Here is a 13,164-nt window from a genome sequence, read left to right as displayed (position 1 = left end):
TCGTCGCCAGGTCTCTGCGAGGGCCTGCCGCCAGGGTACAAAGGCGGTTTTCGGCGAGTTTTTTGCGGGGTCATCCCCATTATTGTCAGCACCCGGCGACGTGTCTCGCGGGGTGTTCTCCAGCTATTTAGTATTGGGAAGCCACAATGATTGGCATAAAAAGCATCGCCAGTTACGTGCCGGCAGACGGGATTGATAACTACGCCCAGGGTGCCAAATTCGCCAAGGATGAAGAATTCATCATTGGCAAGATCGGTTCGGCGTTCCTGCCGCGCAAGGATGCCGCGCAGGAAACCTCCGATCTGTGCGTCGAGGCGGTCAACGCCTTGTTTGCCAACAACCCCGATTTGAAGCGCGAGTCCATCGATGCGCTGATCGTCGTTACCCAGAACGGCGACGAAGAGGGCTTGCCTCACACCGCCGCCATCGTCCAGGACAAGCTGGGCCTGCCGACGCACGTGGCGGCCTTCGATATTTCCCTGGGCTGCTCGGGCTACGTCTACGGCATCTATGCGATGAAGGGCTTCATGGAAGCCACCGGCCTGAAGAACGGCCTGCTGGTGACCGCCGATCCGTACTCGAAGATCGTCGACCCGGAAGACCGCAACACCACCATGCTGTTCGGCGATGCCGCTACCGCCACCTGGATGGGTGAAGACGCGCCGTGGCAGTTGGGCAAGTCCAAGTTCGGCACTGACGGCTCCGGTGCGCCGCACTTGAAGGTCAGCGATGGCGTGTTCTTCATGAACGGCCGCCAGGTGTTCAACTTCGCTTTGCTCAAGGTGCCGGCGCATTTGCACGAGCTGCTCAACGAATCGGACCTCAAGGCTGACGAGATCGATGCGTTCTGCATCCACCAGGGCAGTGCGGCGATTGTCGACGCCGTGGCCCGACGTTTCGAAGACGCGCCGGTGGACAAGTTCATCAAGGACATGGTCGAGACCGGCAATACCGTGTCCTCGAGCATTCCGCTGCTGCTGGAAAAGCACATGCTCGACTCCACCTGGAAGCGCGTCGCCATCAGTGGTTTTGGTGTGGGGCTGTCCTGGGGCTCGGCGATTTTGCACCGCCCTTGACGACTTAAAGGCGCTGCACAAAAAAACGCCCATGATCGAAAGATCATGGGCGTTTTTTATTTGGCGCCAGAAAGCCAACAATTGCTGGGGTTTGGGCTATCGTAAATGCTTGAATTAAAAGGGGTGGCACGGCGCCAGTAAAAAAAATCAAAAAAGTCCTCAAGCAACCTGCTTTCACGACGATAACTATTACGAAGGTTCTCTAGGCCACACCCGGCGGTTGCCAGGGCCGGAAGCCGCAGTACACCACCCACGAGGATTTCGTCATGGCATTAACAGTAAACACCAACCTTGCTTCGTTGACCGTTCAGAACAACCTGAACAAGGCTTCCAGCGCACTGCAAACTTCCATGCAGCGCCTGTCCTCCGGCCTGCGTATCAACAGCGCCAAAGACGATGCGGCCGGCCTGCAAATCGCTGGTCGTCTGACCAGCCAAATCAATGGCCTGGGCGTTGCCATCAAGAACGCCGGTGACGGTAACTCCATCGCGCAAACTGCTGAAGGCGCGATGCAGCAATCCACCAACATCCTGCAGACCATGCGTTCCCTGGCTCTGTCGTCCGCTAACGGCTCCCTCAGCGCTGACGACCGTAAGTCGAACCAGGCTCAGTACGCGGCTCTGAGTTCGGAATTGACCCGTATCGCATCGACCACTACCTTCGGTGGCCGTAACCTGCTGGACGGTTCTTTCGGTACTACCGCTTTCCAAGTAGGCGCGAACGCCAACCAGACCATCAACATGAGTCTGGGTAACGTAGCGGCCAGTAACATCGGTTCGCAGCAACTGCTGTCCAACGCTCAGACGCCAAGTCTTAACGGTGTTGCGGGCGGCACTATCACTGTGACCGGTGGTGGTCAGGTGTCGAACGCTCTGACCATCGCTCAAGGCGCGTCGGCCAAGCAAATTGCTGCCCAGCTTAATGGCGCAGTAGGCGGTCTGGCGGCCACTGCTAGCACTGAGCTTCAGTTCACGCTTCCTGCTGGTGGCTTTCCTGCGGCCACTCCTAGCGGTAAGTTCGACCTTACAGTCGGCAGCGGTCCTACTGCCTCTACTGTTTCGTTCGTGGGTATCACCAGCGCTGCCGACCTGGCGGGTCAACTGAACTCCAACGCTGCCAAACTGGGTATCAGCGTTAACTTCAACCAGTCGACCGGCGCCCTGTCGATCAAATCCGACTCGGGTGAGAACTTCACCTTCGCCAATGCTGACACCGGTGCCCAAACTATCGGCATTGCCACTAAAGGCGGCGACGGTAAGTTCAATGCTACCGTGACCAACCTGGCCGCAACCAACCTGACCGCTACCGGCCAAGTTTCGTTGAACTCCAGCTCCAGCTACTCGCTGGCTGGCAACGGCGTTACCGGTGTGTTCGGTGCTGCAGCTGCTACCGCTGTCAACTCGGCGCAAGTCGTCGTCAGCAATACCGACGTGACCACTGCTGACAACGCACAGAAGGCTGTAGACGTGCTGACCCAAGCACTGTCCACCATCGACTCCCAGCGTGCTGACCTCGGTGCGGTACAAAACCGTTTCGACAACACCATCGCCAACCTGCAGAGCATCTCGGATAACTCCACCGCTGCCCGTGGCGTGATCCAGGACGTTGACTTCGCCGCTGAAACTGCTCAGCTGACCAAGCAACAAACTCTGCAACAGGCTTCGACTGCGATCCTGTCCCAGGCGAACCAACTGCCATCCGCTGTACTGAAGCTGCTTCAGTAATAACGGCACTTGGTAACTGACGGAAGGGCGCGTTTACGTGCCCTTTTGTCTTTTGTCTAATGAGGTGATTGGTTATGGACATGAGCGTCAAACTGAACCTGTCTTACCCTGCGGCAGCGCCACAGAGTGCACCCGCTCCTGTCAGTGCCGATCCGCAGAAGCCCAAGGTGGACGCCGTTGCTGGCGCGAAAGATGCCCAGCAGCCATCGAGCCACACCGACTTGAAAAAAGCGGTCAACGACATAAACGAATTCATCCAGGCTGCCCAGCGCAAACTGGATTTTTCCATTGATGACTCCACCCACCAGGTTGTGGTCAAGGTCATTGCGACCGAAAGCGGTGAGGTCATTCGCCAGATTCCTTCGGAATTGGCCCTGAAACTCGCCCAGAGCCTTCATGACGCCAGCAGCTTGCTGTTTGACGCCAAGGTCTAAACTGGCATGAACTTTGTTGCGAAAACTGCCTAGAGCGTGATTCGTCAATAAAGCATCAGCCCCGGATTAGGAGAAAGACGATGACAGTCGTAGCAGGTCTAACGGTCAACGGCCCGGGTACGGGCATCGACGTTCAAGGTCTTGTGAAGTCGTTGGTGGGGTCGCAAACCGCACCCAAGCAAGCGCAGATCGACAGCCAGACCAAAACATCCACTGCGCAACTGACCTCAATCGGCAAGATCCAGGCGGCTCTGGACGCGTTCCGGGGCGCGCTGGACACCATGACCAAGACTGTTAACTTCAGCGGCTTGAGTTCGACGCTGTCGAACGACAAGCTCGCGACGGTCACGTTGGGCCCAGGTGCCGCCGCCGGCAACTTTACGCTGGGTGTCACCCAATTGGCCACGGCGTCAAAGGTCTCCACCGCAGTAATTCCTGGCGGGCCGACGGCCGTTGTCAATTCTGGGGTCTCGGCGACGGTGTTTACGGTCTCCCAGTCCGGCAAGAATTACAGCGTCAGTGTGCCACCGGGCGGAACCCTGCAGCAGGTGCGCGATTCGCTCAACTCGCAGTACGGCAACGCGGGCTTGAGTGCCAACATCCTGACTGACTCCAACGGTTCGCGGTTGGTGGTCACATCGTCGACGACCGGTGTCGGTAGCGACATCACCTTCAAGGGTTCCTCGGGCCTGGATACGGGTGCGACGGTTGTGGGCTCGGCGCCGCAGAACGCCATATATAACCTTGATGGCAGCCCTCAAGAGTCCACGAGTAATACCCTGCCCGACGCAATCAGTGGTGTGAGCATTACCTTGACGGGGGTTTCGGGGACCGATGCCCCTTCGACGATCAAAGTCTCTGCGAACAGCGCAACCCTGAAGTCGGCAGTCAAGGGCTTCACAGATACCTACAGTGCGTTGGTCAAGGCTGTGAATGCCGAAACTCAGGTCACCACCAATGCCGACGGTTCCGTCACGCCAGGCCCGTTGACCGGGGACAGTTCGGTGCGCAGCATGATGGCGTCGATCCGCAACGTGATGAACTCGGTGACCGGTAGCGGCTCGTTTTCATCCCTGGCGCAGTTTGGCGTGACCACGGACCAGACAGCGGGCACCCTGAGCGTCAGTGATGTGGCGTTTGACAAGGCGGCCCTCACAAACGGCTCCGACATCAACAGCATCTTCATTGGCCCCAACGGGCTGCTGGCAAGCCTGACGAATGCCACCGCCAACTTTGCGCTGAGCAAGACCGGGGTGTTCGCCGAAAAGTCCGCGACCCTGCAGGATAACCTCAGGGACCTGACCAACCAGCAGACCGCCTTGAACACGCGTTCTGATGCCCTGACGGCATCCCTGACCCTTAAATACAACGCCATGGACTCCCTGGTTGCCCAGCTCAAGGCTCAAGGCGACAGCGTCATGACCACGCTCAACTCGCTGAACAATCCGAAGTCCACCTGATTGGCGGATGGATAAAGCCCGCCGAAGGCGCTGTGTCAAAGCGCCAGGCGGGCTAAAGTTTTGTGTAACGCCGTCGACATAATAATCAGCGTCCACCCTTTTAGTTGTCGCCTGTCACGAGGTAGAAACATGAATCCCATGAGAGCCCTTCGCCAATACCAGAAGGTCAACACCCACGCCCAGATCTCCGAAGCCAGCCCGCACCGCCTGGTGCAGTTGCTGATGGAAGGCGCACTGGATCGTATGGCGCAGGCCAAGGGTGCGATGGCTCGCGGTGATATCGCGCAGAAGGGGTTGATGCTGGGCAAGGCGGTGGACATCCTCGTCGGGTTGCGTGACGGCCTGAACCCCGAGAAGACCCCGGACCCGATTGCACTGCAGCAGTTGGATAACCTGTATGCCTTCATGACCATGCGTCTGCTGGAAGCCAACCGTCAGAATGACGCTGCGATGATCGATGAGGTCGCAGGCCTGATGATTACGCTCAAGGAAGGCTGGGATGGTATTGCCACAGAGGTACAGTAGGCCGTAAGGCCTGAGGACGATGTCATGAGCCAAGCATTGCAAAAAATCGACGAGACCCGTGAGGCGCTGTCCGAGGCGTTGGCTGAACGCAACTGGGGGGCGATCGGCGAACTGGATTTGGGCTGCCGCGCGTTGATCGATGCTGCGCTCAACGAGGAATCGGCGGATGAGGCAGCCATTCGGGCAAAACTGGAAGACTTGCTTTCGGTCTACCAGCAGTTGCTTGAGGCGACGACAGGGGAGCGACAGGCTATTTTCGAAGAGATGTCGCAGTTCAACCGAGCTAAACATGCGTCAAAGGTTTACCATATGTTCGGCTGAAGGCTCAGTTAATCCGAACACCGCGCGTCATAAATTTGACTGTGCACGATTTTTTGACTTAACTAGTGCTATTTTCAGACGTCAGAAAGCCGTAGCGCAGAAAATGCCTACAGCAATCTAGATTGCCCCAACTCGAGGGCATTAGAGTTTTACTAGGGAAGTTGCTATTGCATGTGGCGTGAAACCAAAATTCTGCTGATCGATGACGATAGCGTTCGGCGCCGCGATCTGGCGGTGATCCTGAATTTTCTTGGCGAAGAAAATCTACCCTGTGGCAGCCACGACTGGCAGCAGGCGGTCAGCTCTTTGTCGTCGAGCCGCGAAGTCATTTGTGTGCTGATCGGGACGGTAAACGCTCCTGGTGCAGTTCTGGGCTTGTTAAAGACACTGTCGACCTGGGATGAGTTCCTTCCGGTGTTGCTGATGGGCGATATTTCTTCCGTGGACCTTCCGGAAGACCAGCGCCGCCGCGTGCTTTCCACCCTCGAAATGCCCCCCAGCTACAGCAAATTGCTCGACTCCCTGCACCGTGCCCAGGTCTACCGCGAGATGTACGACCAGGCCCGCGAGCGCGGCCGTCACCGCGAACCCAACCTGTTCCGCAGCCTCGTCGGCACCAGTCGTGCGATCCAGCACGTGCGCCAGATGATGCAGCAAGTGGCCGACACCGACGCCAGTGTGCTGATCCTCGGCGAGTCGGGCACCGGCAAGGAAGTGGTCGCACGCAACCTGCATTACCATTCCAAGCGTCGTGACGGGCCGTTCGTGCCGGTCAACTGCGGGGCGATCCCGGCAGAACTGCTGGAAAGCGAACTGTTCGGCCACGAGAAGGGCGCCTTTACCGGGGCGATCACCAGCCGTGCCGGGCGTTTTGAACTGGCCAACGGCGGCACCCTGTTCCTCGACGAAATCGGCGACATGCCGCTGCCGATGCAGGTCAAGCTGCTGCGGGTATTGCAGGAGCGCACCTTCGAGCGCGTGGGCAGCAACAAGACCCAGAGCGTCGACGTACGCATCATCGCGGCCACCCACAAGAACCTCGAAAGCATGATCGAGGTCGGCAGCTTCCGCGAAGACCTGTACTACCGCCTCAACGTATTCCCGATCGAAATGGCGCCCCTGCGCGAGCGCGTCGAAGACATCCCGCTGCTGATGAACGAACTGATCTCGCGCATGGAACACGAAAAGCGTGGTTCGATTCGCTTCAACTCGGCGGCGATCATGTCACTGTGTCGCCACGGCTGGCCGGGCAACGTCCGCGAGTTGGCCAACCTGGTGGAGCGCATGGCGATCATGCACCCGTACGGGGTGATCGGCGTGGTCGAGCTGCCGAAGAAATTCCGCTACGTCGACGACGAAGACGAGCAATTGGTGGACAGCCTGCGCAGCGACCTGGAAGAGCGCGTGGCCATCAACGGCCACACGCCGGACTTCGGCTCCACCGCCATGCTGCCGCCGGAAGGCCTGGACTTGAAGGACTACCTCGGCAGCCTCGAACAAGGCCTGATCCAGCAGGCACTCGACGACGCCAACGGTATCGTCGCCCGTGCCGCCGAGCGCCTGCGCATCCGACGTACCACCCTGGTGGAGAAGATGCGCAAGTACGGCATGAGTCGCAAGGAAGGTGATGAACAGGCGGATGATTGACGCCTGTTTTTCAACTGACTGAAAACTAAGCCTATTTTTTTAGGCACGGGTATTGCTACAGCACTCGCAACGTTCCGTTTAACTGACGGTCAGCCAAGCGAGAGAGCATGATGCCCCACGCCGCCCAACTATCTTCGGTCCCTGACACTCAGGGGCCGGCCCCCTCCGTAGAGCAGATCAGCCGCCTCGGGCTTGAACAGGCTTTTTCCCTGTTCAACCAGATGTCGAGCCAGTTGACTGACTCCTACAGCCTGTTGGAAGCCCGGGTTTCCGAGCTTAAAGGCGAGTTGGCCGTGGTCAGTGCCCAGCGCATGGAAGAGCTGGCCGAGAAAGAGCGACTGGCCAACCGTCTGCAAAACCTCCTCGACCTGTTGCCCGGTGGCGTGATCGTCATCGACGAGCAGGGCCGTGTGCGCGAAGCCAACCCGGCGGCCTGCAACATGCTTGGCCTGCCGCTGGAAGGCGAGCTGTGGCGCGAGGTCATCACCCGCTGCTTTGCCCCGCGGGAAGACGACGGCCACGAAATCTCCCTCAAGGATGGGCGCCGCCTGTCCATCGCCACGCGTTCCCTGGATGCCGAGCCTGGCCAGTTGGTGTTGCTCAACGACCTGACTGAAACCCGGCACCTGCAAGACCAGTTGGCCCGCCATGAGCGCCTGTCGTCTTTGGGGCGAATGGTCGCTTCCCTGGCCCACCAGATTCGTACGCCATTGTCGGCCGCGCTGATTTACGCCAGTCATTTGACTGATGAGCAATTGCCCGCCGCCACCCACCAGCGTTTTGCCGGCCGCCTCAAGGAGCGCCTGCACGAACTGGAGCATCAGGTGCGCGACATGCTGGTGTTTGCCCGCGGCGAATTGCCGCTGACCGATCGCGTCACCCCGGCCGCCTTGATGCAGTCCCTGCAAGCGGCGGCCGCCACTCATATCCAGGAAGCGTCAGTCCGTTGGCAGTGCGACAGCCATTACGGCGAGTTGCTGTGCAACCGCGACACCCTGGTGGGCGCGCTGCTCAACCTGATCGAAAACGCGACCCAGGCCAGCGGCCCCGGGGCGCGGCTCAAGGTGCACCTGTACAACCGTGGCGAGACCCTGCGCCTGAGCATCAGCGACAGCGGCAGCGGGATTGACCCGGTGGTGCTGCAGCGCCTCGGCGAGCCTTTTTTTACCACCAAGACCAACGGTACCGGCCTGGGCCTGACCGTGGTCAAGGCAGTCGCCCGTGCACATCAGGGAGAATTGCAGCTGCATTCCCGGTTGGGTCGTGGCACGTGCGCGTTGATCACGCTGCCGCTGTTTTCATGCGCCGTCAGCGCGGAGTAAAAGGTCATGGCTATCAAGGTTTTATTGGTTGAAGACGATCGCGCCCTGCGTGAAGCATTGGCTGACACGCTGTTGCTGGCGGGCCATGACTATCGGGCGGTCGGTTCTGCCGAAGAAGCCCTGGACGCGGTGGAGCAGGAGTCCTTCAGCCTGGTGGTCAGCGACGTCAACATGCCGGGCATGGACGGACACCAGTTGCTCGGCCTGTTGCGTGCGCGCCAGCCGCAACTGCCGGTGCTGCTGATGACCGCCCACGGCGCCGTGGAGCGTGCCGTCGACGCCATGCGTCAGGGCGCTGCGGATTACCTGGTCAAGCCCTTCGAACCCAAAGCCTTGATCGAGCTGGTCGCCCGGCATGCCCTCGGCACCCTGGGCGCTGCAGAGGGTGAAGGCCCGATTGCCTTCGAACCGGCCAGCGCGCAATTGCTGGAACTGGCGGCCCGTGTTGCCCGCAGCGACTCCACCGTATTGATCTCCGGCGAGTCCGGTACCGGCAAGGAAGTGCTGGCGCGCTACATCCACCAGCAGTCCCATCGTGCCAGCCAGCCGTTCATTGCGATCAACTGCGCGGCCATTCCCGACAACATGCTCGAAGCCACCTTGTTCGGCCATGAGAAGGGCTCGTTCACCGGCGCCATCGCGGCGCAGGCCGGCAAGTTCGAACAGGCTGACGGCGGCACCATCCTGCTCGACGAAATCTCCGAAATGCCCCTGGGCCTGCAAGCCAAGTTGCTGCGGGTATTGCAGGAGCGCGAAGTGGAGCGGGTGGGCGCACGCAAGCCGATCCAGCTGGACATCCGTGTGGTCGCCACCACCAACCGCGACCTGGCGGGCGAAGTGGCGGCGGGGCGCTTCCGCGAGGACCTGTTCTACCGGCTCTCGGTGTTCCCGTTGGCCTGGCGCCCGTTGCGCGAGCGCCCGGCCGACATCATCCCGCTGGCCGAGCGCCTGCTGGGCAAGCACGTCAATAAAATGAAGCATGCCCAGGCGCGCCTGTCGGCCGAGGCCCAGGCCTGTCTGATCAGTTACCCGTGGCCCGGCAACGTGCGGGAACTGGACAATGCGATCCAGCGTGCGTTGATTTTGCAGCAGGGCGGCCTGATCCAGCCCCAGGATTTCTGCCTGGCCATGGGCGCGGGCGCAGCCCCGCAGCCGAGCCTGGCTGCCGCGCCACAGGTCGAAGCCGTGCCTGCCGAATCCGCCGGCGCCCTGGGCGACGACCTGCGCCGCCGCGAATTCCAGATGATCATCGACACCCTGCGCTCCGAGCGCGGGCGCCGCAAAGAAGCCGCCGAGCGCCTGGGCATCAGCCCGCGCACCCTGCGCTACAAGCTGGCGCAGATGCGTGACGCCGGGATGGACGTGGAAGCCTACCTCTACGCCACCTGAAAATTCTCAAAGCCGACAGGGCCAGTCGCCTTTTCTTACAGAATGCCACGGAGCTGGCACCCTTGTTGCTACCACCCCTGTAATCGCTGTGTAGTGTCAAAAAATTGCGGGTCGTCGGAGAGAAAGTTCATGAGCCAAGGTGTTGAGTTCAATCGGTTGATGTTGGATATGCGGTCCATGCAAATGGATGCCATGGCTCAACCGAAATCCGCCGCGCAAGCCGTACCGGAATTGGGCCAGAGCAGCTTTGCCGACATGCTCGGCCAGGCCATCAACAAAGTCAGCGACACCCAGCAGGCATCCAATCAGTTGGCGACCGCCTTCGAGATCGGCAAGAGCGGCGTGGACCTCACCGACGTGATGGTCGCCTCGCAAAAAGCCAGCGTTTCATTCCAGGCCTTGACCCAGGTGCGCAACAAACTGGTTCAAGCCTATCAAGACATCATGCAGATGCCGGTTTAAGGACGATTTGAGTCATGGCAGAAGCACTCGTGGATAACGCACCCGCCAAGGCAGACGGCAAGCCGCCGCTGTTTGGCCTGTCGTTCCTGGAAAACCTCTCCGAGATGACCATGTTGCGTCAGGTAGGCCTGATGGTCGGCCTGGCTGCCAGCGTGGCGATTGGTTTTGCCGTGGTGCTGTGGTCCCAGCAACCGGATTACCGTCCGTTGTACGGCAGCCTGGCCGGCATGGATTCCAAGCAGATCATGGAAACCCTGGCGGCGGCAGACATCAGCTACACCGTCGAACCGAATTCCGGCGCCCTGTTGGTCAAGGCCGACGATGTGGCCCGTGCGCGGATGAAACTGGCGGCTGCCGGCGTAACCCCGTCCGACGCGAATATCGGCTTTGAAATCCTCGACAAGGACCAGGGCCTGGGGACCAGCCAGTTCATGGAAGCCACCCGCTACCGTCGCGGCCTGGAAGGCGAACTGGCGCGCACCATCTCCGCCCTGAACAACGTCAAGGGCGCCCGCGTGCACCTGGCGATTCCGAAAAGCTCGGTGTTCGTGCGTGATGAACGCAAGCCCAGCGCCTCGGTACTGGTCGAACTCTTTGCCGGCCGCTCTCTTGAGCCTGGCCAGGTATTGGCGATCATCAACCTGGTGGCCACCAGCGTTCCTGAATTGAGCAAGTCGCAGATCACCGTAGTCGACCAGAAGGGCAACTTGCTGTCGGACCTCGCGGAAAACTCTTCGCTGACCATGGCCGGCAAGCAGTTCGACTACAGCCGTCGCATGGAAAGCATGCTGACCCAGCGGGTGCACAACATCCTGCAACCGGTGTTGGGCAATGATCGCTACAAGGCTGAAGTGTCGGCCGACGTCGACTTCAGCGCCGTCGAATCGACCTCCGAGCAGTTCAATCCGGACCAGCCGGCCCTGCGCAGCGAGCAATCGACCACCGAACAACGTACCGCCAGCAATGGCCCGCAAGGCGTGCCGGGTGCCCTGAGCAACCAGCCACCCACCCCGGCCACTGCCCCGCAAACCACCGGTGGCGCTGCCGCTACCGCAGGCGCGGTGCAGCCTGGCCAGCCGCTGTTGGACGCCAACGGCCAGCAGATCATGGACCCGGCCACCGGCCAGCCCATGCTCGCGCCGTACCCGGCCGACAAGCGCAACCAGTCCACCAAGAACTTCGAGCTTGATCGTTCCATCAGCCACACCAAGCAGCAACAGGGTCGGATCAATCGCCTGTCGGTGTCGGTGGTGGTGGATGACCAGGTCAAGGTCAATGCCGCAGACGGCGCCATCACCCGCGCCCCATGGAGCGCCGATGAATTGGCGCGCTTCACTCGCCTGGTGCAGGACGCGGTGGGCTTCGATGCCAGCCGTGGCGATAGCGTCAGCGTGATCAACATGCCGTTCTCCGCCGAGCGTGGCGAAGTCATCGCCGAGGCAGCGTTCTATACTCAGCCGTGGTTCTGGGACATCGTCAAGCAAGTGCTGGGGGTGTTGTTCATCCTGTTGCTGGTGTTCGGCGTACTGCGCCCGGTGCTCAACAACATCACCGGCCACGGCAAGAAGCAACTGGCCCTGGCCGGCGGCGACGTCGAACTGGGTGGCATGGGCGGCCTCGATGGCGAACTGGCCAACGACCGCGTGAGCCTCGGTGGCCCGCAAAGCATTCTGTTGCCGAGCCCGAGCGAGGGTTATGACGCTCAGTTGAACGCAATCAAGAGCCTGGTGGCCGAAGACCCGGGTCGTGTGGCCCAGGTCGTGAAAGAGTGGATTAACGCAGATGAGTGATAGCCGAGCTGCAGTAGCCAAACTCTCCCGGGTCGACAAAGCCGCCGTGCTGTTGCTGTCCCTCGGAGAAACCGACGCCGCCCAAGTGCTGCGCCACATGGGGCCCAAAGAGGTTCAGCGTGTCGGCGTGGCCATGGCGCAAATGCGCAATGTGCACCGCGAGCAAGTCGAGCAGGTGATGAGCGAGTTCGTCGAGATCGTCGGCGACCAGACCAGCCTGGGCGTCGGCTCCGACAGCTACATTCGCAAGATGCTCACCTCGGCCCTGGGCGAAGACAAGGCCAACGGCCTGATCGACCGCATCCTGCTGGGTGGCAACACCAGCGGCCTCGACAGCCTGAAGTGGATGGAGCCGCGGGCCGTGGCCGACGTGATCCGCTACGAACACCCGCAAATCCAGGCGATCGTGGTGGCGTATCTCGACCCCGACCAGGCCGGTGAAGTGCTCGGCCACTTCGACCATAAGGTGCGCCTGGATATCATCCTGCGCGTCTCGTCGTTGAACACCGTACAGCCGGCGGCCCTGAAAGAATTGAACACGATTCTCGAGAAGCAGTTCTCGGGCAATTCCAACGCTTCGCGCACCACCCTGGGCGGCATCAAGCGTGCGGCCGACATCATGAACTTCCTCGACAGCTCGGTGGAAGGCCAGTTGATGGACTCGATCCGCGAGATCGACGACAGCCTGTCGGTGCAGATCGAAGACCTCATGTTCGTGTTCAACAACCTCTCCGACGTCGACGACCGTGGCATCCAGGCGTTGCTGCGGGAAGTCTCCTCCGACGTGCTGGTGCTGGCCCTCAAGGGCTCCGACGAAGGCGTCAAGGAAAAGATCTTCAAGAACATGTCCAAGCGGGCTTCCGAACTGTTGCGCGACGACCTCGAGGCCAAGGGCCCGGTGCGCGTCAGCGACGTGGAAACTGCACAGAAGGAAATCCTCACCATTGCCCGCCGTATGGCCGAAGCCGGAGAAATCGTTCTCGGTGGGAAGGGCGGCGAAGAAATGATTTAAGG

Annotated in this window: 12 protein-coding genes; all 12 read left to right on the top strand. The window is 60.5% G+C overall.

The genetic code is table 11. The annotated features are described in order from the left end of the window. Positions 1-146: 146 nt before the first annotated feature. The 12 genes from V6607_RS24200 (at position 147) to fliG (ending at position 13,162) form a co-directional block, all read left to right on the top strand. Complete coding sequence (locus V6607_RS24200) at positions 147-1,076, top strand: ketoacyl-ACP synthase III (protein ID WP_003214601.1); 930 nt, start codon at positions 147-149, stop codon at positions 1,074-1,076. Positions 1,077-1,342: 266 nt separating this feature from the next. Next, a complete protein-coding gene (locus tag V6607_RS24195; protein ID WP_008434854.1) occupies positions 1,343-2,800 on the top strand; it encodes a flagellin in 1,458 nt (485 codons plus the stop codon). 74 nt (positions 2,801-2,874) lie between these two features. After that, positions 2,875-3,234 (top strand): flagellar protein FlaG, encoded by a 360-nt coding sequence (locus V6607_RS24190; RefSeq protein ID WP_008434852.1) that lies wholly within the window; start codon positions 2,875-2,877, stop codon positions 3,232-3,234. An 80-nt stretch (positions 3,235-3,314) separates the two neighbouring features. Further along, complete coding sequence (gene fliD, locus V6607_RS24185; RefSeq protein WP_102604683.1) at positions 3,315-4,694, top strand: flagellar filament capping protein FliD; 1,380 nt, start codon at positions 3,315-3,317, stop codon at positions 4,692-4,694. A gap of 129 nt (positions 4,695-4,823) precedes the next feature. Next, positions 4,824-5,219, top strand: a complete 396-nt coding sequence (gene fliS / locus V6607_RS24180) for a flagellar export chaperone FliS (RefSeq protein ID WP_003214591.1) — start codon at positions 4,824-4,826, stop codon at positions 5,217-5,219. 24 nt (positions 5,220-5,243) lie between these two features. After that, entirely contained in the window at positions 5,244-5,540 is a 297-nt protein-coding gene (locus V6607_RS24175; RefSeq protein ID WP_003214590.1) for a hypothetical protein, read from the top strand. A gap of 171 nt (positions 5,541-5,711) precedes the next feature. Further along, positions 5,712-7,187 carry a sigma-54 dependent transcriptional regulator gene (locus V6607_RS24170; RefSeq protein ID WP_003214588.1) on the top strand — a complete coding sequence of 492 codons (1,476 nt, stop codon included), beginning with the start codon at positions 5,712-5,714 and terminating at the stop codon, positions 7,185-7,187. A gap of 110 nt (positions 7,188-7,297) precedes the next feature. Continuing rightward, entirely contained in the window at positions 7,298-8,509 is a 1,212-nt protein-coding gene (locus V6607_RS24165) for an ATP-binding protein (RefSeq protein ID WP_032899354.1), read from the top strand. Between the two features lie 6 nt (positions 8,510-8,515). Next, positions 8,516-9,898 (top strand): sigma-54 dependent transcriptional regulator, encoded by a 1,383-nt coding sequence (locus tag V6607_RS24160; protein WP_087694335.1) that lies wholly within the window; start codon positions 8,516-8,518, stop codon positions 9,896-9,898. A gap of 129 nt (positions 9,899-10,027) precedes the next feature. Beyond that, the gene (gene fliE / locus V6607_RS24155) at positions 10,028-10,360 is read left to right on the top strand and encodes a flagellar hook-basal body complex protein FliE (RefSeq protein ID WP_003214581.1); all 333 of its coding nucleotides are present in this window, start codon (positions 10,028-10,030) and stop codon (positions 10,358-10,360) included. Positions 10,361-10,374: 14 nt separating this feature from the next. Next, positions 10,375-12,150 carry a flagellar basal-body MS-ring/collar protein FliF gene (gene fliF / locus V6607_RS24150; protein WP_008434839.1) on the top strand — a complete coding sequence of 592 codons (1,776 nt, stop codon included), beginning with the start codon at positions 10,375-10,377 and terminating at the stop codon, positions 12,148-12,150. Then, positions 12,143-13,162, top strand: a complete 1,020-nt coding sequence (gene fliG / locus V6607_RS24145; RefSeq protein WP_003214577.1) for a flagellar motor switch protein FliG — start codon at positions 12,143-12,145, stop codon at positions 13,160-13,162. Before fliF ends, fliG begins: the two co-directional genes overlap by 8 nt. Positions 13,163-13,164: the final 2 nt, after the last annotated feature.

This window comes from Pseudomonas sp. KK18, assembly GCF_037094675.1.
GTDB lineage: Bacteria > Pseudomonadota > Gammaproteobacteria > Pseudomonadales > Pseudomonadaceae > Aquipseudomonas.
Note: the sequence above shows the minus strand (reverse complement) of the source record. Positions and strands in the feature narration are given on the sequence as shown.

Excerpts from the sequence above, each read along its gene's own strand:
- V6607_RS24200 (WP_003214601.1), top strand. The coding sequence starts at position 147 with ATGATTGGCATAAAAAGCATCGCCAGTTACGTGCCGGCAGACGGGATT.
- V6607_RS24195 (WP_008434854.1), top strand. The coding sequence starts at position 1,343 with ATGGCATTAACAGTAAACACCAACCTTGCTTCGTTGACCGTTCAGAAC.
- V6607_RS24190 (WP_008434852.1), top strand. The coding sequence starts at position 2,875 with ATGGACATGAGCGTCAAACTGAACCTGTCTTACCCTGCGGCAGCGCCA.
- fliD (WP_102604683.1), top strand. The coding sequence starts at position 3,315 with ATGACAGTCGTAGCAGGTCTAACGGTCAACGGCCCGGGTACGGGCATC.
- fliS (WP_003214591.1), top strand. The coding sequence starts at position 4,824 with ATGAATCCCATGAGAGCCCTTCGCCAATACCAGAAGGTCAACACCCAC.
- V6607_RS24175 (WP_003214590.1), top strand. The coding sequence starts at position 5,244 with ATGAGCCAAGCATTGCAAAAAATCGACGAGACCCGTGAGGCGCTGTCC.
- V6607_RS24170 (WP_003214588.1), top strand. The coding sequence starts at position 5,712 with ATGTGGCGTGAAACCAAAATTCTGCTGATCGATGACGATAGCGTTCGG.
- V6607_RS24165 (WP_032899354.1), top strand. The coding sequence starts at position 7,298 with ATGCCCCACGCCGCCCAACTATCTTCGGTCCCTGACACTCAGGGGCCG.
- V6607_RS24160 (WP_087694335.1), top strand. The coding sequence starts at position 8,516 with ATGGCTATCAAGGTTTTATTGGTTGAAGACGATCGCGCCCTGCGTGAA.
- fliE (WP_003214581.1), top strand. The coding sequence starts at position 10,028 with ATGAGCCAAGGTGTTGAGTTCAATCGGTTGATGTTGGATATGCGGTCC.
- fliF (WP_008434839.1), top strand. The coding sequence starts at position 10,375 with ATGGCAGAAGCACTCGTGGATAACGCACCCGCCAAGGCAGACGGCAAG.
- fliG (WP_003214577.1), top strand. The coding sequence starts at position 12,143 with ATGAGTGATAGCCGAGCTGCAGTAGCCAAACTCTCCCGGGTCGACAAA.